Here is a 23944-nt window from a genome sequence, read left to right as displayed (position 1 = left end):
CGCTCTACGACCGGTCGGGCGCGGTGACGGCGGTCGCGCCCGGCTGGGCCGCGCGGCGGGCCGGGCTGCTGGCCGACGAGGTCCGCCGGCTCGGCGACCGCCCGGCGCCGGCCAGCACCGTGTGCGCCGCGCCGGGCGGCGAGTCCGGCGACGCTGACCGGGTCGAACTCCAGCTGGTCGGCACGGGAACGCGCGGCCGCGCCGTGCTGGCCATCGGAACGGAGGCCCCGCTCGGCACCTCGGGCCGCTACGCCGTGCAGGCCGCCGTCGCACTGCTCACCCTGGTCACCGAGCGTTCGGTCGCCTACCAGCGGGCCGAGTCCCGGCTGGGCGGCGCGGTGCTGCGGATGCTGCTCAGCGGCGAGCCGGACCACGCGCGGGCGGTCGCCGGCCAGCTCTACGGCGGCCTGTTGGACGCCCCGCTGCGGGTGTTGGCCGCCGAGGGCGACGACCCGGAACGGCTGGCGGCTTTCGGCCAGCTCGTGGAGGGCGCGGCGGCCAGGGCCGGTGAGTCGGTGCTGGCCGCGCCCGACGGCGACGGCCTGGTGCTGCTGCTGGCGGACGGCGGGGGAACGCAGGCCGCCTGCGCCAAGCACGCCGAGTCGGCGGGCGATGGCCTGGTGCTCGGTCTTTCGGCGCCGACCGGGCTGGCCCACGCCTCGCTCGCCTACCAGCAGGCCAGGGAGGCGCTGTTGGTGGCCAGGCGGCGGGGCAGGGCGTGGGTGGAACACGACGACATGGCGACGGGTTCGCTGCTGCCGCTGCTCGGGGACGAGGCGGTGCGGGCGTTCGCCGACGGGATGCTGCGTTCGCTGCGCGAGCACGACCGCTCGGGGCGGGGCGACCTGCTGGCCTCGCTGCGGGCCTGGCTCTCCCGGCACGGCCAGTGGGACGCGGCGGCCGCCGACCTGGGGGTGCACCGGCACACGCTGCGGTACCGGATGCGGCGCGTCGAGGAGATCCTGGACCGCTCGCTGGACGACCCTGACCTGCGGATGGAGTTGTGGCTGGCGCTCAAGGCCAGCGGCCTGGCGACCCCGCCGGGCGCGCGCGCCTGAGCGCGCGCCGCCACCGGCCGGCAACCGGTCCCGTTCGCGCCCCCGTTCACGCCCGCCGCGCGGCGGGCGTTACGACGAAAGGGCGCGTCGGCCCGCCGCGCCGCTACGAACCGGACAAGAGGCCGGGCCGCCCGAACCCCCTACGGTGGGGAGGGCGAGCGGCCCGCCGGGGCGCGCCCGCACGCTGGGAGTCCGACCAAACCATCCCCAACACCCGGAAGGGCGGACCGCGATGACGCAAGCCACCTCCCCCCAGCCGTTCTGGCTCGCCGGCCGCGCGGTGCGCGGCGAGGACACCCTGGAGGTCACCTCGCCCTGGGACGGTCGCACGGTCGGCACCGTCTCGGTGCCCACGGCCGCGCAGACCGAGGAGGCGGTGGCGGCGGCGGCGCGGGTCGCGCCGGAGTTCGCCGCGAGCCCCGCCCATGTCAGGGCCGCCGCCCTGGACTTGGCGCGCGCCCGGCTCGCCGAGCGCGCCGACGAGCTGGCCGAGCTGATCTCCGCCGAGAACGGCAAGCCGCTGAAGTGGGCGAAGGTCGAGGTGGCGCGCTGCCTCTCGGTCTTCCGCTGGGCGGCCGACGAGGCGCGGCGGTTCAACGGCGGCACCGCCCAGCGGCTCGACGCCGACGCCGGCGGCACCGGCCGGCTGGCGCTGACCCGCCGCGTGCCCTACGGCCCGGTGCTGGGCATCGCGCCGTTCAACTTCCCGCTCAACCTGTGCGCCCACAAGGTCGCCCCCGCGCTGGCCGCCGGCGCGCCCATCGTGCTCAAGCCGGCGCCCGCCACCCCGCTCTCCGCGCTGGTGCTGGGCGAGGTGCTGGCCGAGACGGAGCTGCCGGCCGGCGCGTTCAGCGTGCTGCCGGTGCCCAACGACGCGATGCCGGCGCTGGTTTCGGACGAGCGGCTGCCGATCATCTCGTTCACCGGCTCGGTGCCGGTCGGCTGGTCCATCAGGGACGCCGTGCCGCGCAAGCGGGTCACCCTGGAGCTGGGCGGCAACGGCGCGGCCGTGGTGCTCTGCGACTACGCGGCCGACGCCGACCTGGACTGGGCGGCCGAGCGGATCGCCACGTTCTCCAACTACCAGGCGGGGCAGTCCTGCATCGCGGTGCAGCGGGTGATCGTCGACGCCTCCGTGCACGACCGGCTGGTGCCCCGGCTGGTCGCCGCCGTGGAGGCGCTCGTCACCGGCGACCCCTCGGACCCGGCGACCGACGTCGGCCCGCTGGTCAGCGAGGACGCGGCGCGGCGGGTCGAGGACTGGGTGGCCCAGGCGGTCGCCGGCGGCGCCCGGGTGCTGACCGGCGGCACCCGGAAGGGCGCCAGCTACGCGCCGACCGTGCTGGCCGACGTCCCGGCCGACGCGAGGATCTCCTGCGACGAGGTCTTCGGCCCGGTGCTGTCGGTGACCAGCGTGCCCGACGAGGCCGCCGCGTTCGCCGCCGCCAACGACTCGACGTTCGGCCTCCAGGCCGGCGTCTTCACCCACGACCTCCAGGCCGCCTTCCGCGCCCACCGGGCGCTGGAGGTCGGCGGCGTGGTCATCGGCGACGTGCCGTCCTACCGCGCCGACCAGATGCCCTACGGCGGGGTCAAGCAGTCCGGCGTCGGGCGGGAGGGCGTCCGCTTCGCGATGGAGGACTACACCTACGAGCGGGTGATGGTGCTCACGGGGCTTGAGCTGTAACCGGGCGCGCCCAGTCCCCGCCCAGCCCCGCTCAGTCCCCGGTGGCCGTCGGCCTGACGGCCACCACCAGGTCGCGGGTGATCGCCTGGTCCACGCGGTGGGCGAAGCCCAGATAGGGCTCCGACTCCCGCACGTCGAGGCCCGCTTCGGTCAGCAGCGCGGTCAGCTCGGCGCGGCGGGCCACCAGGGTGTTCCAGGAGATCCCGATCGCCCCGCCCGGGCGCAGCAGCCGGTGCCAGACCGGCAGCGCCTCGGCCAGCAGCGGCAGCGGGCTGCGGCTGCGCGTCGGCCCGCCGGCGTCCCGCGACCGGCTGCCGTGCTGCACGCCGTAGGGCGCGTCCGTCACGATCAGGTCGAACGAGCCGGCCGGGAAGAAGTCGCCGGCGGCCGTGGTGTCCGCGTTGACGGCGGTCACGTCGATGGTCTCGCCCGCGCGGTAGCGCTCCTTGTCCACGCCGAGCGTGACGGCCAGCCGCCGCCCGATGGTGCGGTGGTGGCGCCGCACCGGGCCGAGGTCGGCGCGGTGCTTGATCCGGCTGTTCCTCAGCCACTGCCGGAAGAAGTTCTGGTAGGCGTCGAAGCTCCTGGTGTCGCGCTCCACGCCCGCCGCGTCGAGGCCGTACATCACCGCCTGGTTGAGGGTGGTGCCCCGCCCGGCCAGCGGGTCGAGGACCCGCAGCCGCCGCGTCAGCAGCCGCTCGGGCCGGGCGCAGGAGAACGCCGTCACGTTGAGCAGCAGCTTGGTGAAGTCCTCGTTGGTCTTGCCGACGTACTTCTGGATGGTGATCAGGTCGTCGGGGAACGCGTCCAGCCGCTCCACGGGCAGCGGGGTCAGCGTCTCGCCGGTCCGCTCGAAGAGGGCGTAGAGCCCGGAGAGGTTGGCGAGCTGGGCGAGGTCGTCCCCGCCCAGTCGGGGCGCGCGGAAGGTGAGGTAGCGCACGCCGCCCAGCGTGCGCTCCTCGATCTCCTCGATCCGCCCGCCGAGCACCGTCTCGTTCAGCACCAGCAGCTCGGCGCGGGCGAGGCGCGCCGACTCCTGGGCGTAAACCCGGTTGTGCGAGGGGAGCAGCAGAAAGGCGTAGTCGTGCGTGGCATCCATCGCCGCGCACTCTATCCGCCGGGCGAGGGTCAGCCGAACTCCAGCCGGTCCACCCGCACCGGCCCGCGCACCGTCAGCCGCAGCGTGCGCACCCCGCCCACCGGCTCGGGCAGCGCGAGGGTCAGCGGCCGGTAGGCGTACCGGTCGCCGCCGGCCGGCACCTCCGCGCCCGCCGCCACCTCGCCCAGCGCCACGGCCACCCGCCCGCCGGCGCCGGTCGCGGCGGCCACCACCGTCACCCGCGTCACGCCCTCGCCCAGGTCGCAGGCCAGATAGCCGAGTTCGGCGATGCCGGAGTCCTTGGGCGTCACCGCGTCGCCGGCGACCTGCGTCAGGTCGACCAGCTCGGCGCCGGCCGCCTCGTCGAAGTCGGCGGCCACCAGGCCCCGTTCGCGCACCGGCCGGGGCCCGGCCGGCTCGCCGGCGACCCGCCAGTCGGCACGGCAGCGGATGTCGCGGCTGGACGCCCCGACCTCGAACCGGTAGGCGCCGGGCGCCACCGTCCACCGGGAACGCGCCACGTCCCAGTGCCCCAGCGCCTCGCTCGCAGGGGCCCGCAGGGTGACCTCCACCCGCTCGCCCGGCCCGCACGCGATCCGCCGGTGGGCCACCAGCCAGCGGTGCGGGCGCGGGACCTCGGGGTCGACGGCGGAGGCGTAGAGCTGCACCACCTCGTCGCCGGCGCGGTCCCCGACGTTGGCCACGGTGACCCGGGCGACCAGCGTCCCGTCCTCCTCGGCCACGGTCAGCCCGGAGTGCTCGAAGCGGGTGTAGGACAGGCCGTGCCCGAACGGGTAGAGCGGCTCGCCGTCGAAGTAGAGGTAGGTGGAGCGGGCCGTGATCAGGTCGTGGTCGCGGATGTCCGGCAGGTCGGCGTCGCGCGCGTACCAGGTCTGGGGGAGCCGGCCGGCCGGCGAGACGTCGCCGGTGAGCACCCGGGCCAGCGCGGTGCCGGCGGCCTGCCCGCCGTGCGCGGTCCACAGCAGCGCCGGCAGCGCGGCGTCCGCGTCGACGACGGCGTAGGGGTAGGAGGAGACCAGCGCCAGCACGGTGTTCGGGTTGGCCGCGTGGGCCGCGCGCCAGAGCGCGTCCTGGGCCGGCGGCAGCTCCAGGGTGGCGCGGTCCTCGGTCTCCCGGCCGTTGATGTGCGGGTCGTTGCCCAGCACCAGCACCGCGACGTCCGCGCCGGCCGCCGCCTCGGCGACCGCATCGACGCCGGTGCGCAGCGTCTCGACGAGGAGTTCGGTGCCGTCCTCGCCGGGCGCGGCAACCTTCAGGCCCTCGGCGGCGACCACCACCGGGCGACCGCTCGCCCGATGGACCAGGAGGTGACCTTCGCCGTGCTGCTCCAGCGTGAAGACCTCCCGCACCACCCAGCCGCCCGGCTGCTCCGCCGAGGCGCGCACCAGGCCGTCGTCGGCGACCGACAGATACCGCCCGTCGGGCGCGGAGAACGTCAAAGCCCCGCCGCCCCAGTCGAGGAGCCGCAGCTCGGTGGCCGTCTCCTCGGGCCCGACGGTCAGCGGCGGCAGGTCGGTGCGGCCGGCGAGCAGCGCCGGGTCCAGCGCGCCGGCGTCGCGTTCGGCCGGGCCTTCCCCGGCCGCCTCCGGCACCGTCACCCAGCCGTCGTCGGCCCGCAGCCGCACCAGGTCGGCGCCGTCGTGCCAGCGCACGGGGCCGACGCCCGGGTGGGCGCGCAGGCCGTCGAGCGGGCTGACCCGGTGCAGCAGCGTGCCGCTGTACCAGTCCAGCTTGACCTCGTCGGCCAACGGGCCCAGCACCGCGACCGAGCGCCCCTGCGCCAGCGGCAGCAGCCCGTCGTTGCGCAGCAGCACCACCGCCTGTTCGGCCGCCCGCACCGCCAACTGCCGGTGCTCGGCGGTGTCATGCGCGGCGTCCCCGGCGCCCTCGGCGGCGAACGGGTCGGCGTCCGGGTCGAACTCGCCCAGCCGGAACCGCATCGCCAGCAGCCGCGCGGCCGCGCGGTCGATGTCCGCCTCGTCGATCAGCCCGCGCTCCAGCGCCTCGGTCAGCCGGGCCACGGTGGGCGCGGAGTCCTCGCCGTGGTCGGTGAAGCTGTCCACGCCGGCGCGCAGCGCGGCCGCCAACCCGGCCGCGTGGTCCGGGAGGTACCCCTGGGAGCCGGCGATGTTGCTGGGCGCGCCGGCGTCCGAGCAGACCACCAGCGGCTCGGGCGCGTGCCGGCGCAGGCCGGCCAGCAGCGGAGAGAGGTGGTTGGGCCGCCCGTTGACCAGGTTGTACGCCGGCATCACCCCGGCGACGGCGCCGGCCCGCACCGGGCCGACGAACGCGGGCAGCTCGTACTCGCGCAGCACCCTGGCCCGCAGCGAGGTGCTGGCGGTGTCGCGGTCCACCTCGTGGTTGTGCGCCAGCCAGTGCTTGAGCACGGGCGCGGTGCGCCGGTGGACGGGGTGGTCGCCGGCCAGGCCCCGGGTGTAGGCGGCGGCCAGGCTCGCGGTGAGCAGCGGGTCCTCGGCGTAGCCCTCCTCGTTGCGGCCCCACAGCGGGTGGCGCAGCAGGTTGACCGTGGGGGACCAGACGTTGAGGCCGACGCGCGGGTCCCTGGCGCGCATCGCCCGCACCTCGCGGCCCACCGCCTCGCCCACCGCCCGCACCAGCTCCGCGTTCCAGGTCGCGCCCAGCCCCACGGCCTGCGGGAAGACGGTGGCGCCCCCCATCCACGCCACCCCGTGCAGCGCCTCCTGACCGGTGCGGAACGCGGCGAGCCCGAGCCGTTCGACGGCCGGCGCGAACTGGTGCAGCAGTGCGACCCGTTCGGGCAGCGTCAGCCGGCCGAGCAGGTCGGCCACCCGCCGCTCCACGGTCAGCGAGGGGTCCCGGAACGGCGGCGGCTCGGCAGTCACAGGGGTGTCCTTAGGGAGACGGCGGCGGCGCGCGGCGGCTCGGCTGGGCGGCCCCGTCGCGCGCCTCGAATTCGAAGCGCTTCGATGCTCGGTTTCCCGGCCGCGCCCTGTCAAGCCCCGTGCGGAAGCGCGCGGTTGGCCCCCTTGTTTCCTCAGGTCTGGACCGGGGGAGCGGTTCCACATTTTCTCTGAAGCGGGGGTTGTGCGCCCCGCTGGCGGGTCTTAACCTCTGCCCAACATCGAAGCGCTTCGACCAGCGCAGGACAGCGGGTCGCCGAAGCCGCCGAGCCTCTGAAGGGTTTCCGCATGTCGAACTCCCCCTCCGCACCCAGCAGGAGACGATTCCTCGCCTCGACGGCGGTGGCCGCGGCGGCGACGGCCGGCGGCGTTCCGTTGCTCAGCGCCTGCTCCTCGGACGGCGGCGGGGGCGGCGCGGAGGGCACGGTCGCGGAGAACGAGCTGGAGAGCATCCTGCCGACCTACCGCGCCTCCGACTCGTGATCGAGGGCGAACGCCCCGCCGGCATGGCCCAGGTGATCGGCACCGGGCAGATCCCCAGCCTGGCGGTGCAGACCGCCGTGATGGTGTTGGCCCTGCTGCCGGTCGCCGTGCTCTCCCCGTTCGTCCAACGCCACTTCAAGAAGGGCATGTTGATCGGCGCCGTCAAGGGCTGATGGCCCTGGTCAACCCGTACCGAGGAGAGCGAGTTCCCATGCCAGCGCTGCCCAGTGCCACCCGAGGCCGGCTGCTCTTCGGGGGCGACTACAACCCCGAGCAGTGGCCGGAGTCCGTGTGGCGCGAGGACATCCGGCTGATGCGCGAGGCCGGGGTCAACGTCGTCACCGTCGGCGTCTTCTCCTGGGCCACCCTCGAACCCCGGCCGGGCGCACGGGACTTCGGCTGGCTGGACCGGGTGCTCGACGGTCTGGGGGAGGCCGGCATCGGGGTCTGCCTGGCGACCCCGACCGCCTCCCCGCCGCCCTGGCTCGGCGCCCGCCACCCCGAGACCCTGCCGCGCGACGAGAACGGCACGGTCGTCTGGTACGGCTCGCGCAACCAGTTCTGCGCCTCCTCGCCGGTCTACCGGGCGCACGCCGCCCGGATCACCACCGATCTGGCCCGCCGCTACGGCGACCACGAGGCGCTGCGGCTGTGGCACATCAACAACGAGTACGGCACCGCCTGTTGGTGCGACGAGACCGCCGCCCACTTCCGCCGCTGGCTGCGCGCCCGCTACGGCGACCTCGACGCGCTCAACGCCGCCTGGGGCACCGCGTTCTGGAGCCAGCGCTACGACGCCTGGGACGAGATCATCCCGCCGCGCCGCGCCCAGTACCTGGTCAACCCCACCCAGGCGCTGGACTTCCGCCGCTTCACCAGCGACGCGCTGCTGGAGTGCTTCGTGGCCGAACGCGACATCGTCGCCGCGCACAGCCCCGAGGTCCCGGTGACCACCAACCAGATGCCGCTCTTCGCCGGCCTCGACGGCTGGCGCTGGGCCGCCGAGCAGGACGTGGTCTCCGTCGACTGCTACCCCGACCCGGCCGTCGACTGGCGCGACCCGGAGGGCCCGGCCCACGGCGCGCTGGTCGCCGACCTCACCCGCTCCCAGGCGCGCGGCCCCTGGCTGCTGATGGAACAGGCCGCCTCCGCCGTCAACTTCCGCGCCGTCAACGCGCCCAAGCCGCCCGGCGTGCTGCGCCAGTGGTCGCTCCAGGCCGTGGCCAGGGGCTCGGACGGGGTCTGCTTCTTCCAGTGGCGCGCCTCCCGCCAGGGCAGCGAGAAGTACCACTCGGCGATGCTCCCGCACGCCGGCCCCGCCTCCCGGGGCTTCGCCCGGGTGCGGGAGCTGGGCGCCGACCTGGAACGCCTCTCCGGCCTGGTCGGCGAGCCGGTGCGCGACGCGCGGATCGCCGTCCTCCACGACTGGTCGGCCTGGTGGGCCAGCCAACAGCCCGGCCGGCCCTCCGCGTTGGTGGACTACCGGCGGCTGCTCGCCGGCTGGCACCACGCGCTGTGGCGGCGCAACCTGACCTGCGACCTGGCCCACCCCGAGGCCGACCTCGGCGGCTACCGGATGGTCGTCGCGCCCCATCTGCCGCTGCTCGGCGACACCGCGCTGGCCCACCTGGTCGACTTCGTCCACGGCGGCGGCACCCTGGTCTGCGGCTTCTCCACCGGCGTCACCGACGCCGACGACCGGGTGCGCCCCGGCGGCCTCGCGCCCGAACTCCGCGCCCTGCTGGGCCTCTCGATCGTCCACGAGTGGTGGCCGCTGCCGGCCGGCGCCACCCTCGCCCTCGACGACGGCACCTCGGCCGAGCTGTGGAGCGAGGACATCGAGGTGGCCGACGCCGAGCCGCTGCTCCGCTACGCCGAGGGCGAGCTGGCCGGCCGCCCCGCCGTCACCCGCGCCCGCCGGGGCGCCGGCACCGCCTGGTACCTGTCGACGCTGCCCCAACCCGAGGCGCTGGCCGAGCTGTTGGCCCGCGCGGCCGAGGCCGCCGGCGTGGCGCCCGCCCTGCCGGGCCTGCCCGAGGGCGTCGAGGCCGTCCGCCGGGGCCCCGCGCTCTTCCTGCTCAACCACACCACCGAGCCGGTCACCGTTCCCCTCCCGTCCCCCCGCACCGACCTGCTCACCGGGCGGGCCCACCCGCGCGAGGTCACCCTCGCCGGGCGCGGCGCCGCCGTGCTCACCCCCACCGAATGAAGGAGCCGCACCCATGAAGCACCCGAAACTCCGCAACCACCGAGGCCGCAGCGTCCGCACCCTGCTGCTCGCCCCCGCCGTCGCGCTGACCTGCGTGGTCGGCCTGGGCGCCGGCACCGCCAACGCCGCCGTCTTCGAGTCCTGCGACCAGTGGGGCAACTGGACCGACCCGGACGGCTACATCGTCTACAACAACATCTGGGGCTCCGGCGCCGGCAGCCAGTGCGTCGAGGCCGACTCAGGCTCCCGCTGGAGCGTCACCGCCGACCACCCCAACACCGGCGGCATCAAGTCCTACCCCAACGCCAAGTGGATCGTCGGCGAGTCCATCGCCGACATCTCCACGCTGACCAGCACCTTCGACGTCTCCGTCCCCGACTCCGGCGCCTACAACACCGCCTACGACGTGTGGGACGAGAACTACGACCACGAGATCATGCTCTGGATGAACTGGACGGGCCCGGTCGGCCCGCTCGGCACCCCGGTCGGCGAGGCCACGGTCGGCGGCCACAGCTGGGACGTCTACCAGGGCAGCAACGGCAGCAACAACGTCTACTCGTTCCTGCGCCAGGGCGACACCACCTCGGGCCAGGTCGACATCCTGCCGATCCTGGACTGGATCACCGAGCGCGGCTGGATGAGCCAGGACGAGGTCATCGGCGACGTCCAGTTCGGCTACGAGATCACCTCGTCGGCCGGCGGACTCACCTTCGAGACCAACGAGTTCAGCGTCAACCACGGCTGAGGCACCGCCGTGGCACCGGGGGCCGGCCCGCGCCGCTCAGCGAGCGGCCGGCGCCGGCCCCGTGCTGGCGCGCACCGTCAGCGCCGGCGGCAGCAGCTCGATGCGCGGCGGCACCGACGAGGGGTCGCCGCCCTCGGCCGACGCCCTGGCCCTGGCCATCACCAGCTCGACGGCCAGCCGCCCCATCTCCTGCGCCGGTATCGCCACCGAGGTCAGCGCCACCGAGGTGCCGGCCGCCACCTGCTCGGGGCAGACCGCGACCACCGAGATGTCCTCGGGCACCGCCCGCCCCTGCTGCCGCAGCAGGCCCAACAGCGGCTCGATCGCCGCCTCGTTCTGCACCACGATCCCGGTGGTCTCGGGCCGCTCGTCGAAGATCCGCGCCAGGGTCCCGGCCACCGACTCGTAGGAGCCGTCGCAGGGCCGGTGCAGCATCCGCATCCCCAACTCGTCGGCGCGTTCCCGCACCCCGCGCACCGTCCGCTCGGCGAAGCCGGTGCGCCGCTCGTAGACGGCCGCCGCCTCGCCCACCACCGCGATGTCCCGGTGCCCCAGCTTCGCCAGGTGGTCAACGCACAGCCGCCCGGTGGCAGCGAAGTCCAGGTCCACGCAGGTCAGCCCCGTGGTGTCCGAGGGCAGCCCGATCAGCACGGCGGGCCGTGGCGTCACCCGCACCAACGGCAGCCGCTGGTCCTCCAGTTCCACGTCCATCAGGATCATCGCGTCGGCCAGCCCGCTGCCCACCACCCGCCGCGCCGCCTCCGGGCCCTCCTGCCCGGTCAGCAGCAGCACGTCGTGCGCGTGCTCCCTGGCCGTGGTCGCCACCGCGATGGCGATCTCCATCATCACCGGCAGATACATGTCGGTCCGCAGCGGCATCATCAGCGCGATGATGTTGGACCTGCTGCTGGCCAGCGCCCGCGCCCCCGCGTTGGGGTGGTAGCCCAGCTCCCTGATGCTGCGCTCCACCCGCTCCCTGGTCGGCGCCGAGATGGTCCGCTTGCCGCTGAGGACATAGCTCACGGTGCTGGCGGAGACGCCCGCGTGCCGGGCGACCTCGGCGAGGGTGACCATAGAAACTCTCCCGTTCTCTCCCGGTACACGGTAGGCGGCCCGCCGGCGGCCGCGCCGTTCCACGGCCGCCCACGTGAAGCGCTTCGACTGGTCGGCGGGAACACACCGCGCGCGATGCCCGTTGACCTTAGACCCACCCGGATGAGGGTGTCCAGACACCTCGTTGAAGCGCTTCAACTCCCGGGCCCGGCAGGCCGGTACGGGCGCCCGAAAAGGCCGGACAAGGGGGTGCGATCTCCCGCGCAACGGGTACATACGCACCAGTAGCCCGCGACCGCCGAAGGGCCCTGGCCGGTGTCCGGCCCGGCCCCGCGCGACGCCTACCGGGCGCGTTCCCTCTCTCGACGGTGAGGTGACCGAGTTGACCAGCGAAGAAGAGGCCCGCCGGGTCGCCGAGGCGGCCCGCGAGCGCGAGTGGGCCAGGCCCAGCTTCGCCAAGGAGCTGTTCCTCGGTCGGCTCCGCCTCGACCTGATCCACCCCAGGCCCGAGGCCGACGCCGGCGGCACGGCCGAGGAGGAACGCTTCCTCGCCCGGCTCGCCGCGTTCGCCGCCGAACGCATCGACCCCGCCGCCATCGAACGCGAGGCCCGCGTCCCCGACGAGGTGATCAACGGGCTGCGCGAGCTGGGCGCCTTCGGGATGCGCGTCGCCCCCGAGTACGGCGGCCTGGGCCTGTCCCACCTCGCCTACAGCCGCGCCCTCGCCCTGGTGGGCACGGCCAGCCCGGCCGTCGGCGCGCTGCTCTCCGCCCACCAGTCGATCGGCGTCCCCCAGCCGCTGACCCTCTTCGGCACCGAGGAGCAGCGCCGCGCCTACCTCCCGCGCTGCGCCGCCGGCGCCATATCCGCCTTCCTGCTCACCGAGCCCGACGTCGGCTCCGACCCCGCCCGGCTCGGCGCCACCGCGACCCCCGACGGCGACGACTACCTGCTGGACGGCGTCAAGCTGTGGACCACCAACGGCCCCATCGCCGAACTCCTGGTCGTGATGGCCCGCGTCCCCGAAGTCCCCGGCCACCCCGGCGGCATCTCCGCCTTCGTCGTCGAGGCCGACTCGCCCGGCATCACCGTCGAGGCCCGCAACGCCTTCATGGGCCTGCGCGGCATCGAGAACGGCGTCACCCGCCTCCACCGGGTGCGGGTGCCCGCAGCCCAGCGGATCGGCGAGGAGGGACAGGGCCTCAGGATCGCCCTGACCACGCTCAACACCGGCCGGCTCTCGCTGCCAGCGATGTGTGTGGGCGCCGGCAAGTGGAGCCTGGCCGTCGCCCGCGCCTGGTCCGCCGAACGCGTCCAGTGGGGCCGCCCCATCGCCCAGCACGAGGCGATCGGCGGCAAGCTCGCCTTCATCGCCGCCACCACCTTCGCGCTGGAGGCCATGGTGGAGCTGTCCAGCGAGCTGGCCGACGAGGAGCGCAACGACATCCGCATCGAGGCCGCCGTCGCCAAGCTCTACGGCAGCGAGATGGCCTGGCGGATCGCCGACGAGCTGGTCCAGATCCGGGGCGGCCGGGGCTTCGAGACCGCCGACTCGCTCGCCGCCAGGGGCGAGCGCGGCGTCCCCGCCGAGCAACTCCTGCGCGACCTGAGGATCAACCGGATCTTCGAGGGGTCGAGCGAGATCATGCGGCTGCTCATCGCCAGGGAGGCCGTGGACGCCCACCTGAAGGTCGCCGGCGACCTGGTCGCGCCCGACGCCAACCACACACGCAAGCGCAGGGCCGCCGTCGCCGCCGGCGGCTTCTACGCCCGCTGGCTGCCGAGCCTGGCCGCAGGGCGGGGCCAACTGCCCCTGGCCTACGGCGACTTCCGCGTCTCGGGGCTGCCCGACCTCTCGCACCACCTGCGCTACGCCGAGCGCACCGCGCGCCGGCTGGCCCGCTCCGTCTTCTACGGGATGAGCCGCTGGCAGGCCCGCCTGGAGCGCAAGCAGGGCTTCCTCGGCCGGGTGGTCGACATCGGCGCCGAGATCTTCGCCATCACCGCCGCCTGCGTCCACGCCGAACGGCTGCGCGCCCGGGGGGAGAGCGGCGCCGAGGCGTACGAGCTGGCCGACGCGTTCTGCCGCCAGGCCCACCTGCGGATCGAGGAGCTGTTCCCGCGCCTGTGGCACAACACGGACGGCGTGGACGGCCGGCTCGCCGCCGCCGTCGCCGAGGGCCGGCACCGCTGGCTGGAGGCCGGCATCCCGGACGTCTCGACCCCCGGGCCGTGGATCGCCGAGGACACGCCTGGCCCCGCCACCCGCCCCAACCTCCACCGCCCCGTCCCCCGCGACCCGGGCGGCCGGTGAACCGGCCGCCCCGCTGAGCCACCCCCACCGGCCGCCGGCATCGGCCGGTGGCGGCGCTCACCGCGCCGCGCCCGTCACATGGGCCCGGACCCGGGCGGGTGGCTGGCCGCCGTCCCGGGGGCGTGGCCCCGGCCCATGTCCCCGCGCCTGAGGAGGCGGCCAACGCGCCGGCGCCAGGCGCCCGTTCCGGCCCCGGCCCACTTCGCCGACCCGGCAGCGGGCGGCGGGTCGGTGTGGGGACAATGGGCAGATGACCGAGAGCCCCGTTTGTCTCGCCGACCCGCACCTGAGGTACCCGGCCCAGCCGCCTCCCGAGGGGCCACGCGAGGTGGTGATCCTCGGCTCCACCGGTTCCGTCGGCACCCAGGCCATCGACGTGGTGCTGCGCAACCCGGGCCTCTTCCGCGTCACCGGGCTCTCCGCCGGCGGGGACCGCCTCGAACTCCTCGCCGGCCAGGCCCACCGGCTGCGGGTCGCCGCCGTCGCCGTCGCCAGGCCCGAGGCCGCCGACCCGCTCCGCCAGGCGCTCCGCGCCCAGTACGGCGTCGGGGCCGCGCTGCCCGAGGTGCTCGCCGGCCCGGACGCCGCCGCCGAGTTGGCCTCCCGGCCCTGCCACACCGTGCTCAACGGCATCACCGGCTCCATCGGCCTGGCCCCCACGCTGGCCGCGCTGTCCGCCGGCCGCGTGCTGGCCCTGGCCAACAAGGAGTCGCTGATCGTCGGCGGCCCGCTGGTGACCGCGCTGGCCAAGCCCGGGCAGATCATCCCCGTCGACTCCGAGCACTCCGCGCTCTTCCAGGCGCTGCTCGGCGGCTCACGCGCCGAGGTGAACCGCCTGGTCGTCACCGCGAGCGGCGGCCCGTTCCGGGGCCGGACCCGCGCCCAGCTGGCCGAGGTCACCCCCGAGGACGCGCTGGCCCACCCCACCTGGCAGATGGGCCCGGTGATCACCGTCAACTCGGCGACCCTCGTCAACAAGGGCCTGGAGGTGATCGAGGCCCACCTCCTCTACGGCGTCCCGTTCGACCGGATCGAGGTCGTCGTCCACCCCCAGTCCTACGTTCACTCGATGGTGGAGTTCGTGGACGGCTCCACGCTCGTCCAGGCCAGCCCCCCGGACATGCGGCTGCCGATCGCGCTGGCGCTCGGCTGGCCGGAGCGGGTCCGGGGCGCCGCCGCGAACTGCGACTGGACCACCGCCCACACCTGGGAGTTCCTGCCCCTGGACACCGATGCCTTCCCCTCGGTGCCGCTCGCGTGCCGGGTCGGTAGCCTCGGCGGTACCGCTCCCGCGGTGTTCAACGCGGCCAACGAGGAGTGCGTGGACGCCTTCCTCGCCGGCCGGCTGCCGTTCCTCGGCATCGTGGACACCGTGGCGCGGGTGGTGGACGAGCTGGGCCACGGCGGTGCGGGAACCTCCCTGACCCTCTCGGACGTCCTCGAAGCGGAACGCGAGGCGCGGCGGCGCGCCCGCGAGCTGGTCGGGAGCCACCCGGGCGGCTCCACGACCCAGGAGATGACGTCATGACCGCCCTGATGTTCGTCCTCGGCATACTCGTGTTCGTCTTCGGGCTGCTGTTCTCCATCGCCTGGCACGAGTTCGGCCACTTCTCGACCGCCCGGATGTTCGGCGTCCGGGTGCCGCAGTTCATGGTCGGCTTCGGGCCGACGATCTTCTCCCGGCAGCGCGGCGAGACCGAGTACGGCGTGAAGGCGGTGCCGCTGGGCGGCTACATCCGCATGATCGGCATGTTCCCGCCCGGCGAGGACGGCGCCATCCGCAAGCGCTCCACCTCCCCGTTCCGGGGCATGATCGAGGACGCCAGGGCCGCCGCCTTCGAGGAGCTGCGGCCGGGCGACGAGAAGCGGCTCTTCTACACGCGCAAGCCGTGGAAGCGCGTGATCGTCATGTTCGCCGGCCCCGCGATGAACCTGATCCTCGCCGTGGTGATCTTCCTCGGCGTGCTGATGGGCTTCGGCATCAACACCCAGACCACCACCGTCGCCACCGTCTCCGAGTGCGTGATCGCCCAGAGCGAGGAGCCCCGCGACTGCCGCGCCGGCGACACCCCGGCGCCCGCCGCCGAGGCCGGGCTGCGCGCCGGCGACGAGATCGTCGCGTTCAACGGCGAGCCCGTCGACGAGTGGGGCCCGCTCCAGCAGCGCATCCGCGACACCGTCGGCCCGGCCACCATCACCGTGCTGCGCGACGGCGAGCGGATGGACCTGGAGGCCAACCTCATCGAGAACCAGGTCGGCAGGACCGACGGCAACGGCGGCCTCGTCGAGGGCGAGTTCATCACCGCCGGCTTCCTCGGCTTCTCGCCGGCCAGCGGCATCGTCCGGCAGGACTTCCCGCAGGCCGTGGACCGGATGGGCGAGATCATGAGCACCGGCGTCGACGCCATGCTCAACCTGCCGTCCAAGATCCCCAACCTGTGGCACTCCATCACCGGCGAGGAGGAGCGCGACCAGGACGGCCCGATGGGCGTCGTGGGCGCGGCACGGGTCGGCGGCGAGATCTTCACCCTGGACATTCCGGCCAGCCAGCAGCTGGCCACCGCCCTCTTCCTGGTGGCCGGGTTCAACCTCTCGCTCTTCCTGTTCAACATGCTGCCGCTGCTCCCGCTCGACGGCGGCCACATCGCCGGCGCCCTGTGGGAGTCGCTCCGCAGGAACACCGCCAGACTCACCCGCAGGCCCGACCCCGGGCCCTTCGACGTGGCCCGGCTGATGCCGCTGGCCTACGTGGTGGCGGGCGTGTTCATCTGCTTCACCCTGCTGGTGCTGGCGGCGGATATCGTCAGCCCCGTACGGCTCGCCGGGTGAGGTGTCGTAGGCTCTTCGGGCCGGGATGTCGCCCGAGTCCGGGCCCTTAGACCACCGTGGGGACGCAGGAATCCATGACAGCCATCTCGCTGGGAATGCCCTCCGTACCGACCAGGCTCGCCGAGCGCCGGGTCAGCCGGCAGATCAACGTCGGCTCCGTGCCGGTCGGCGGTGAAGCCCCGGTCTCGGTGCAGTCGATGACCACCACCCGCACCTCGGACATCGGCGCCACCCTTCAGCAGATCGCCGAACTGACCGCATCCGGCTGCCAGATCGTCCGGGTCGCCGTGCCGACCCAGGACGACGCCGAGGCGCTGCCGGTGATCGCCAGGAAGTCGCAGATCCCGGTGATCGCCGACATCCACTTCCAGCCAAAGTATGTCTTCGCCGCGATCGACGCCGGCTGCGCGGCCGTCCGCGTCAACCCGGGCAACATCAAGCAGTTCGACGACAAGGTCAAGGAGATCGCCAAGGCCGCGAGCGAGACCGGCACCCCGATCCGCATCGGGGTCAACGCCGGCTCCCTCGACAAGCGGCTGCTCGCCAAGTACGGCAAGGCGACGCCCGAGGCGCTGGTGGAGTCCGCCCTCTGGGAGTGCTCGCTCTTCGAGGAGCACGGCTTCCGCGACATCAAGATCTCGGTCAAGCACAACGACCCGGTCGTGATGGTCAACGCCTACCGCCAGCTCGCCGCCCAGTGCGACTACCCGCTGCACCTGGGCGTCACCGAGGCCGGGCCCGCGTTCCAGGGCACCATCAAGTCGGCCGTCGCCTTCGGGGCGCTGCTCAGCGAGGGCATCGGCGACACCATCCGCGTCTCGCTCTCCGCGCCGCCGGTCGAGGAGGTCAAGGTCGGCATCCAGATCCTGGAGTCACTCAACCTCCGCCAGCGCGGCCTGGAGATCGTCTCCTGCCCGTCCTGCGGCCGGGCCCAGGTGGACGTGTACACCCTGGCCGAGGAGGTCACCGCCGGGCTGACCGGCATGGACGTCCCGCTGCGGGTCGCCGTGATGGGCTGCGTCGTCAACGGCCCGGGCGAGGCGCGCGAGGCCGACCTCGGGGTCGCCTCCGGCAACGGCAAGGGCCAGATCTTCGTCAAGGGCGAGGTCATCAAGACCGTGCCCGAGTCCAAGATCGTGGAGACCCTCATCGAGGAGGCGATGAAGATCGCCGAACGGATGGAGCAGGACGGCGAGCCCTCGGGCGAGCCCCAGGTCACCGTCGGCTGAGGCGGCGTTCCCACCCCGGCGCCCCGGGCGCCGGGGTACAGTGCGGGCACCCAACGTCCACCCCGCCGTTCACCACCGCTCCGACCAGGTCCACCCACGTCCGCCGCGACCGCGAGGCCGTCCCCGTGCTTGCCACCCCATCCGTCCGGGTCCTCGGACCCGAGGAGCTAGGCGCCGTGCTCGCCGTGCTCAACGAGGACCCGGTGGCCAACGCCTTCGTCACCGCCCGGGTCCTCGACTCCCGCCTCGAACCGCCGTACCTGGGCGGCGAGATGTGGGGCCACTTCCGAGGCGGCGCGCTCACCGCCCTCTGCTACGCGGGCGCCAACCTGGTGCCGATCCGGACCAGGGCCAGCGACGACGCCGAGGCCGTGGCCGCCTTCGCCGCCCGCGCCCGCGACCAGGGCCGCCGCTGCTCCTCCATCGTCGGCCCGGCCGAGCCCACCGCCCGGCTGTGGAGCCTGCTGGAGCCGCACTGGGGCCCGGCGCGGGAGATCCGCCGCCGCCAGCCGCTGCTGGTGACCCGCTCCGTCCCGGCCGGGGTCACCCCCGACCCGTGCGTGCGCAGGATGCGCAGGGACGAGATGCCGCTGGTGCTCCCGGCGGCCGTGGACATGTTCACCGAGGAGGTCGGCGTCTCCCCGCTGGAGGCCGACGACGGCGGCCTGACCTACCAGGCCAGGGTCGCCGAGATCGTGGGCGCCGGCCGCTGCTTCGCCCGGGTGGAGGACGGCCGGGTGGTCTTCAAGGCCGAGATCGGCGCGGTCACCCCGCAGGCCTGCCAGCTCCAGGGCGTGTGGACCGCGCCCGACCGCAGGGGCGAGGGCCTGGCGACCCGGGGCCTGGCCACGGTGCTGCGCCACGCGCTGGCCGAGAGCGCCCCGCTGGTCAGCCTCTACGCCAACGACTTCAACGCCCCCGCGCTCGCCGTCTACCGCCGCCTCGGCTTCACCGAGACCGGCGCCCTGATGAGCGTCCTGTTCTGACACCCGCGCCCGGAGAGCCGCCCCGCCGCCCCACCGTTCCCCCGGGCGCGACGCGGCCCGCCCGGCGCGTTAGCCTCCCGGCATGACACCTTCCCCGGGTTCCCCCGCTTCCCCCGGTTCCCTCGGCGGTGCGGCCCACGACGTGGTCATCGGCCCGCTCGACCTCGCGGCCCGGGTGGACGAGGCGCTGGCCATCCAGGCCGAGGCGTTCGGACTCAGCCAGGACGAGATGAACGTCCGCCACCACATCGTGCTGCGCCACCTCGCCACCCCGGGGGCGAGCGCGATGGGCGCGACGGTGCGCTCCACCGGGCGGCTGGTCGGCTTCGTCTACGGGATGCCCAACGACCGCACCCAGTGGTGGTCATCCGTGGTCGAGCCCTATCTGCGGGCCACCGGCAACGAGGACTGGCTGGACGACTCCTTCACGATCACCGAGCTGCACGTGCTGCCCGAGTGCCAACAGCGCGGCATAGGAAGGCGGTTGATCACCGGCCTCACCGACCAGGCCGGCGAGGCCCGTTCCATCCTCTCCGCCATCGACACCGAGTCGCCGGCCCGCGCCCTCTACCGCAGGCTCGGCTACCGGGACCTGGCCCGCCGCGTCGTCTTCCCCGCCGCGCCCCGCCCCTACGCCGTGATGGGCGCTCCGCTGCCGCTGCCGCGCCCCTGAACCGGCGCGGGCCCGCTCACCGCGCCGCCCGTTCACCGTCCCGCGCCGGCCCGTTCACCGTTCACAGCCAGCTGGCGAACTCCAGCAGCGCCTCGCCGTCCGCCCTGCGCCCCGCCGCCAGCTGCCGCACCCCGGAGGCCACGCCCCGGTAGAGCGCCCAGCCCCGCACCCGGTCCGGATCGGCCTCCACCGTGCCGGACAGCCGGGAGACCCGCCGCCTGGCGATGGCCGGCGCGCCCGGCGAGGCCATCAGGTCGTGCAGCCGGTCCCGCACCAGCCGCGCCAGGTCGAACGCCCGCTCGCCCACGGCCGGTTCGGGGCCGACGGCCAGCCACGGCGCCCGCTGACCGTCCGAGGCCAACACCGCGCCCTGCCGGAAGTCGCCGTGCAGCAGCACCTCCTCGGGCGGCCCGGCCAGCAGCTCGTCCCGCAGCTCCAGGGCCCGCTCCACCAGCGGCCCCGCCTCACCATCGGCCGCGGCCCGCAGCGCGCCCAGCGCGTACCCGGTCCGCTCGGCCACCGAGGGGAACGGATGCCCCTCGCCCGGCGCCACCCACAGCCGGCGCAGCGTGGACAGCGCCTCCAGCGTCGCCTTGGCGTCCGGCAGCGAGCGCAGCGAGGTCTCCCCGTGCAGCCGCTCCAACAGCAGCGCCCCGTCCCTGGGCGCCGCGTCCAGCACCCGCACCGCGCCCAGGCCGTCCCAGCGGCGCAGCGCCGCCAACTCCAGCTCGGCCGGCGCCGGTTCGCCCGGCGCCCCGGGCGCCACCAGCTTCAGCGTCGCCCGCGTGCCGTCCGCGCGCCGCACCAGCAGCGCCACGCTGGACCGCCCGCCGGGCTCCACCAGCCGCTCCACCGACAGCCCGAAACGTTCCGCCACCCGCTCGGCCAGCTCCGGCAGCCCGGCCAGCCAGCCCGCCCCCGACGCCGGCAGCGCCGCCGCCAGCCGTCGAGGCGGCGTCAGATCCCGCAGCGACTCCATGCCCTCAGCCTCCCCCCTGGGTTTCCCCCTCGGTCTCCTCGCCGTACTCCGCCAGCCCCGGGAACGCCGTCACCCGCCCCCGCCACCGCGCGGCCCGCACCGCCGCGTCCCGCAGCGCCCGCGCCGCGTCGGCCCGCGCCTCGCCCTCGGCCGCCAGCACCAGGTCGGCGTAGGCGCCGGCCAGCCGGCTCTCCAACTCGCCCGCCAGCCGCGCCGCCCCGGCCTCGTCCGCCACCCGGAACGGCAGCTCGTACCCGGCCGCCGAGGCCACCGGGCTCGCGCCCAACTCCCGCACCGTCACCTGGAGCGCGTCCCGCCGCGCGCGGTGCGCGTCATACGCCTCCCGCGCCCAGGCGCCGCGGTCCTCGCGGTCCAGCCGCGCGCCGACCACACCGTAGCCGTAGACCGCCGCGTGCTCGGCGGCCAACGCCGCCTGCGTCGCCTCAAGCGCCGGCGCCTCAGCCTCCTCGCGCCTCATGCGCGCACCTCCTCGAGCAGCTGCGCCTGCGCCGCCCCCGCCGCCGCCAACGAGGCCAGCAGCCGGGCCAGTTCGGGCGGCGCGTCGGCCAGGCCCGCCAGCCGCCCCTCGGAGGTGCGCCGCTCCGCCTCGATCAGCGCGCCCACCGCCTCGGCCGGCTCGCCCGGCACCTCCACGTCCCGCCGCGCCGGCGCGCTCGCGCCGCCGTCGCTGAGCGCCCGCAGATGCGCGAGCGCCACCTCGCGGAACGGCGCCAGCGGCTCCGCCAGCTCCGGATGCGCCCGCTCGGTCGCCTCGTACCTGGCCACCAGCGCCGCGCTGTCCCGGGCGGTCCTGCGCCGCAGCCCCTGCACGCTCACCGCCGACGGCCCGTCGGGCCTGACGCTCGCGTCGGCCGTGCAGCCGACCAGCGGGGCGGCGAGACCGGTGACGACAACGCCGGAGAGAACACCGGAGAGACCACCGGACAAAAAGGTACGTCTGGGCAGGCCGATCGGCATGGTTTCCCCGCAGTTTCCGTCTCGGAGCACGTCGTTGGGGCGGGCCGGCGCTTCCCGGTCGGCCGGGAAGATCACCGCCCCGTGAGGGTACCCGTGCGGCCACGCCAACCCGGTGCCACCCCGCCCCCCGGCGTGCCAGTGCCCAGGCCACGACGGTCGGCGAACCACTCGGCAGACGATAGGCTGCCTGCACGAGACAGCAACCAAGCGCCGTCCCACAACAGCAGACGCGGCCGAGGAGTCACCCGGATGAGCACCCAGATCGACAGGCTGCGGGAGTTGGTCCAGCCGCTGGCCGCCGAGCACGCGATGGACCTTGAGGAAGTGAAGATCACCACCGCTGGACGGCGCCGGGTCCTCCAGGTCGTGGTGGACACGGACGACGGCGTGGGTCTCGACGCCTGCGCGGAGCTGAGCCGCCAGGTCTCCGAGGCGCTGGACGCGCGCGACGTCATGGGCGGCGCCCCCTACGTTCTTGAGGTCACCTCGCCGGGCGCCGAGCGCCCCCTCACCGAGCACCGGCACTACCGCCGCTCCGTGGGCCGGCTGCTGTGGCTGCGCCCGCACCAGGGCGCGGACGTCGTCGCCCGGCTCGTCGGGGTCGACGAGGAGGGCATCGACGTCGAGGTGCCGGGGGAGAAGGGCCGCAAGCCCACGCCCCGCCGGTTCGCCTTCGCCGAGATCGCCAGGGCGCGGGTGGAGCTGGAGTTCAACCGTGGGGCCGGCCGTGCCGCCGCCCCGTCCGGCGACGAGAGCCTGAAGGAGGCGTAGGCCGTGGACATCGACATGAGTGCCCTGAGAGGGCTGGTCCGGGAGAAGGAGATCTCCTTCGACCTGCTGGTCGAGGCGATCGAGTCGGCGCTGCTGATCGCCTACCACCGCACCGAGGGCAGCAGCCGCTCGGCCCGGGTGGTGCTGGACCGGAAGACCGGCCATGTGACGGTCTGGGCCAGGGAGGACCCCGAGGACCTCGACGAGGCGGACCCGGACGCCGAGCCCAAGGAGTTCGACGACACCCCGCAGGGCTTCGGCCGGATCGCCGCGACCACCGCCAAGCAGGTCATCCTGCAACGGCTGCGGGACGCCGAGGAGGACGTCACCTTCGGCGAGTACGCGGGCCGCGAGGGCGACGTCGTCGCCGGCGTGGTCCAGCAGGGCCGGGACCCCAAGAGCGTGCTGGTCGACATCGGCAGGCTGGAGGCGATCCTGCCGCCCCAGGAGCAGGTGCCGGGCGAGGACTACAGCCACGGCGCGCGGCTGCGCTGCTATGTGGTGCGGGTCGTCAAGGGCGCCCGTGGCCCCTCGGTCACGCTCTCCCGCACCCACCCGAACCTGGTGCGCAAGCTCTTCGAGCTGGAGGTCCCCGAGATCGCGGACGGCTCCGTCGAGATCGCGGCCATCGCCAGGGAGGCCGGCCACCGCACCAAGATCGCGGTCCGTTCGCTGCGCTCGGGGCTCAACGCCAAGGGCGCCTGCATCGGCCCGATGGGCGGCCGGGTGCGCGCCGTGATGGCCGAGCTGCACGGCGAGAAGATCGACATCGTGGACTGGTCGGACGACCCGGCCCAGCTGGTCGCCAACGCGCTCTCCCCGGCCCGGGTCAACCGGGTCGACGTGGTGGACGAGGCGGCCAGGTCGGCCCGGGTCACCGTGCCGGACTACCAACTCTCCCTGGCCATCGGCAAGGAGGGGCAGAACGCCCGGCTCGCCGCGCGGCTGACCGGCTGGCGGATCGACATCCGCCCGGACACCGAGCCGGGCGAGGGCGCCGGCTGACCGGCCGACCGGGGGAGCGGCGAACGTGTTCCGCCGACCGGTCCGGGAAGACCGGGCCGGCCGGCGGTGTTGAGGGATCGTGGGGCCCGGCCCGTTCGTGGGGCCGGAGCAAGGGGAGGTAGAATCAACGTGTCTGGCCGGAGCCATGCACCAGCCTGCCCTGAGCGCACCTGTGTCGGGTGCCGGCAGCGTCTCTCCCGGGACGGGCTGCTGCGTGTGGTGGTGATCGAGGGTGGTTGTGTCCCCGATCTTCGCGGTACGCTGCCCGGTCGGGGTGCGTATCTGCATCCCACGCCGGCCTGTCTTGAGCAGGCGGTTCGCCGCCGGGCGTTCCCCCGGGCCTTCCGGGTCCAGGGACCGCTCGATGTCGGACGGCTGCGTGCGGCTGTCGGCCAGGCGGCACCGTAAGAACGTCGTGCGGAAAAGGTCCGCACGGTAGGTACCTCGCGAGTTGGAAGTAGGTCGAGATTGCGATGAGCACTCGATGAGTACGCGATGAGTACGCCCGTGAAGTAGCGAAGGTCCGGCGGACGACCGACCCCCGGACCGTATAAGGAGCGAAGTGGCTAAGGTCCGGGTATACGAGCTCGCCAAGGAGCTTGGAGTTGAGAGCAAGGTCGTCATGGCCAAACTCCAGGAGCTGGGTGAGTTCGTCCGTTCGGCGTCCTCGACGATCGAGGCGCCGGTTGTACGCAAACTGACTGACGCACTGAGTGCGGGCAACGGCGCAGGCCGCAAGTCCGCCAAGCCGGGTGCGCCGGCCGCCAGGCCGGGTGCCCCCAAGCCGGGCGCCCCGAAGCCGGGCGCCACGGCCCCCAGGCCCAGCACCCCCAAGCCGGCGGGTGCCACCCCCAGGCCGGGTGGTCCCCGTCCCGGCCCCAAGCCGGGCCCGGCCGCGCCGAGCCCGCAGCCGGAGGCGCCGAGCGCCCCGGCCACCCCCGAG

21 protein-coding genes and 1 pseudogene are annotated in these 23944 nt (G+C 74.6%); 16 read left to right on the top strand and 6 right to left on the bottom strand.

The features are described 5' to 3' along the window. Together EBN88_RS16700 and EBN88_RS16695 are read left to right on the top strand one after the other, a co-directional pair. Positions 1–1058 (top strand): PucR family transcriptional regulator (locus EBN88_RS16700; protein ID WP_199742390.1); only part of this gene is annotated, 1058 nt, incomplete at its 5' end. 232 nt (positions 1059–1290) lie between these two features. Continuing rightward, positions 1291–2745, top strand: a complete 1455-nt coding sequence (locus tag EBN88_RS16695) for an aldehyde dehydrogenase family protein (RefSeq protein WP_122184686.1) — start codon at positions 1291–1293, stop codon at positions 2743–2745. A gap of 31 nt (positions 2746–2776) precedes the next feature. Here the strand turns inward: EBN88_RS16695 and EBN88_RS16690 are convergent, their stop codons facing one another. Together EBN88_RS16690 and EBN88_RS16685 are read right to left on the bottom strand one after the other, a co-directional pair. Further along, positions 2777–3844, bottom strand: coding sequence for a TRM11 family SAM-dependent methyltransferase (locus EBN88_RS16690; RefSeq protein ID WP_122184685.1), 1068 nt, complete (start codon positions 3842–3844; stop codon positions 2777–2779). 29 nt (positions 3845–3873) lie between these two features. Then, positions 3874–6729: a glycoside hydrolase family 3 C-terminal domain-containing protein gene (locus EBN88_RS16685; protein WP_122184684.1), complete on the bottom strand. Its 2856-nt coding sequence runs from the start codon at positions 6727–6729 to the stop codon at positions 3874–3876. A gap of 306 nt (positions 6730–7035) precedes the next feature. On the opposite strand from EBN88_RS16685, the gene EBN88_RS31935 reads away from it, so the two are divergent. From EBN88_RS31935 to EBN88_RS16665, 4 genes and pseudogenes are all read left to right on the top strand, one after another. Continuing rightward, the gene (locus tag EBN88_RS31935) at positions 7036–7230 is read left to right on the top strand and encodes a hypothetical protein (RefSeq protein ID WP_122184683.1); all 195 of its coding nucleotides are present in this window, start codon (positions 7036–7038) and stop codon (positions 7228–7230) included. A gap of 8 nt (positions 7231–7238) precedes the next feature. Beyond that, a pseudogene (locus EBN88_RS16675) lies at positions 7239–7403 on the top strand (carbohydrate ABC transporter permease); the annotation flags it as partial. Between the two features lie 38 nt (positions 7404–7441). Further along, complete coding sequence (locus EBN88_RS16670) at positions 7442–9439, top strand: beta-galactosidase (protein WP_122184682.1); 1998 nt, start codon at positions 7442–7444, stop codon at positions 9437–9439. 13 nt (positions 9440–9452) lie between these two features. Then, positions 9453–10184 (top strand): GH12 family glycosyl hydrolase domain-containing protein, encoded by a 732-nt coding sequence (locus EBN88_RS16665; RefSeq protein WP_122184681.1) that lies wholly within the window; start codon positions 9453–9455, stop codon positions 10182–10184. Positions 10185–10220: 36 nt separating this feature from the next. Here the strand turns inward: EBN88_RS16665 and EBN88_RS16660 are convergent, their stop codons facing one another. Beyond that, positions 10221–11258 (bottom strand): LacI family DNA-binding transcriptional regulator, encoded by a 1038-nt coding sequence (locus EBN88_RS16660; protein ID WP_122184680.1) that lies wholly within the window; start codon positions 11256–11258, stop codon positions 10221–10223. A 352-nt stretch (positions 11259–11610) separates the two neighbouring features. On the opposite strand from EBN88_RS16660, the gene EBN88_RS16655 reads away from it, so the two are divergent. From EBN88_RS16655 to EBN88_RS16630, 6 genes are all read left to right on the top strand, one after another. Continuing rightward, positions 11611–13551, top strand: coding sequence for an acyl-CoA dehydrogenase family protein (locus tag EBN88_RS16655; RefSeq protein WP_122184679.1), 1941 nt, complete (start codon positions 11611–11613; stop codon positions 13549–13551). Between the two features lie 250 nt (positions 13552–13801). After that, positions 13802–15079, top strand: coding sequence for a 1-deoxy-D-xylulose-5-phosphate reductoisomerase (gene dxr / locus EBN88_RS16650; protein WP_122184678.1), 1278 nt, complete (start codon positions 13802–13804; stop codon positions 15077–15079). Continuing rightward, the gene (locus EBN88_RS16645; protein WP_122184677.1) at positions 15076–16380 is read left to right on the top strand and encodes a M50 family metallopeptidase; all 1305 of its coding nucleotides are present in this window, start codon (positions 15076–15078) and stop codon (positions 16378–16380) included. Before dxr ends, EBN88_RS16645 begins: the two co-directional genes overlap by 4 nt. A 74-nt stretch (positions 16381–16454) precedes the next feature. Next, complete coding sequence (gene ispG / locus EBN88_RS16640) at positions 16455–17609, top strand: flavodoxin-dependent (E)-4-hydroxy-3-methylbut-2-enyl-diphosphate synthase (RefSeq protein ID WP_122184676.1); 1155 nt, start codon at positions 16455–16457, stop codon at positions 17607–17609. Between the two features lie 125 nt (positions 17610–17734). Further along, positions 17735–18595 carry a GNAT family N-acetyltransferase gene (locus EBN88_RS16635; protein WP_122184675.1) on the top strand — a complete coding sequence of 287 codons (861 nt, stop codon included), beginning with the start codon at positions 17735–17737 and terminating at the stop codon, positions 18593–18595. An 82-nt stretch (positions 18596–18677) separates the two neighbouring features. Then, positions 18678–19268, top strand: coding sequence for a GNAT family N-acetyltransferase (locus EBN88_RS16630; protein ID WP_122184674.1), 591 nt, complete (start codon positions 18678–18680; stop codon positions 19266–19268). Positions 19269–19329: 61 nt separating this feature from the next. Here EBN88_RS16630 and EBN88_RS16625 read toward each other — a convergent pair whose 3' ends face one another. From EBN88_RS16625 to EBN88_RS16615, 3 genes are read right to left on the bottom strand one after another with little or no spacing between them, the layout of a single operon-like run. Further along, positions 19330–20247 (bottom strand): aminoglycoside phosphotransferase family protein, encoded by a 918-nt coding sequence (locus tag EBN88_RS16625; protein ID WP_122184673.1) that lies wholly within the window; start codon positions 20245–20247, stop codon positions 19330–19332. A 4-nt stretch (positions 20248–20251) separates the two neighbouring features. Then, positions 20252–20725 (bottom strand): ferritin-like domain-containing protein, encoded by a 474-nt coding sequence (locus tag EBN88_RS16620; protein ID WP_122184672.1) that lies wholly within the window; start codon positions 20723–20725, stop codon positions 20252–20254. Beyond that, positions 20722–21225: a hypothetical protein gene (locus EBN88_RS16615; protein WP_233580731.1), complete on the bottom strand. Its 504-nt coding sequence runs from the start codon at positions 21223–21225 to the stop codon at positions 20722–20724. Before EBN88_RS16615 ends, EBN88_RS16620 begins: the two co-directional genes overlap by 4 nt. Before the next feature lie 249 nt (positions 21226–21474). On the opposite strand from EBN88_RS16615, the gene rimP reads away from it, so the two are divergent. The 4 genes from rimP to EBN88_RS16595 form a co-directional block, all read left to right on the top strand. After that, complete coding sequence (gene rimP, locus EBN88_RS16610) at positions 21475–21996, top strand: ribosome maturation factor RimP (protein WP_122184670.1); 522 nt, start codon at positions 21475–21477, stop codon at positions 21994–21996. Positions 21997–21999: 3 nt separating this feature from the next. Further along, on the top strand, positions 22000–23001 hold the full coding sequence (nusA, locus tag EBN88_RS16605) for a transcription termination factor NusA (protein ID WP_122184669.1): 1002 nt from the start codon (positions 22000–22002) through the stop codon (positions 22999–23001). Between the two features lie 129 nt (positions 23002–23130). After that, positions 23131–23409, top strand: a complete 279-nt coding sequence (locus EBN88_RS16600; RefSeq protein WP_122184668.1) for a YlxR family protein — start codon at positions 23131–23133, stop codon at positions 23407–23409. A gap of 154 nt (positions 23410–23563) precedes the next feature. Beyond that, the coding region (locus EBN88_RS16595; protein ID WP_199742389.1) for a translation initiation factor IF-2 N-terminal domain-containing protein at positions 23564–23944 on the top strand (381 nt) is incomplete at its 3' end.

The sequence above is a fragment of the Streptomyces triticirhizae genome (assembly GCF_003696235.1).
GTDB lineage: Bacteria > Actinomycetota > Actinomycetes > Streptomycetales > Streptomycetaceae > Streptomyces > Streptomyces triticirhizae.
This window is presented reverse-complemented; position numbering and strand designations above follow the sequence as displayed.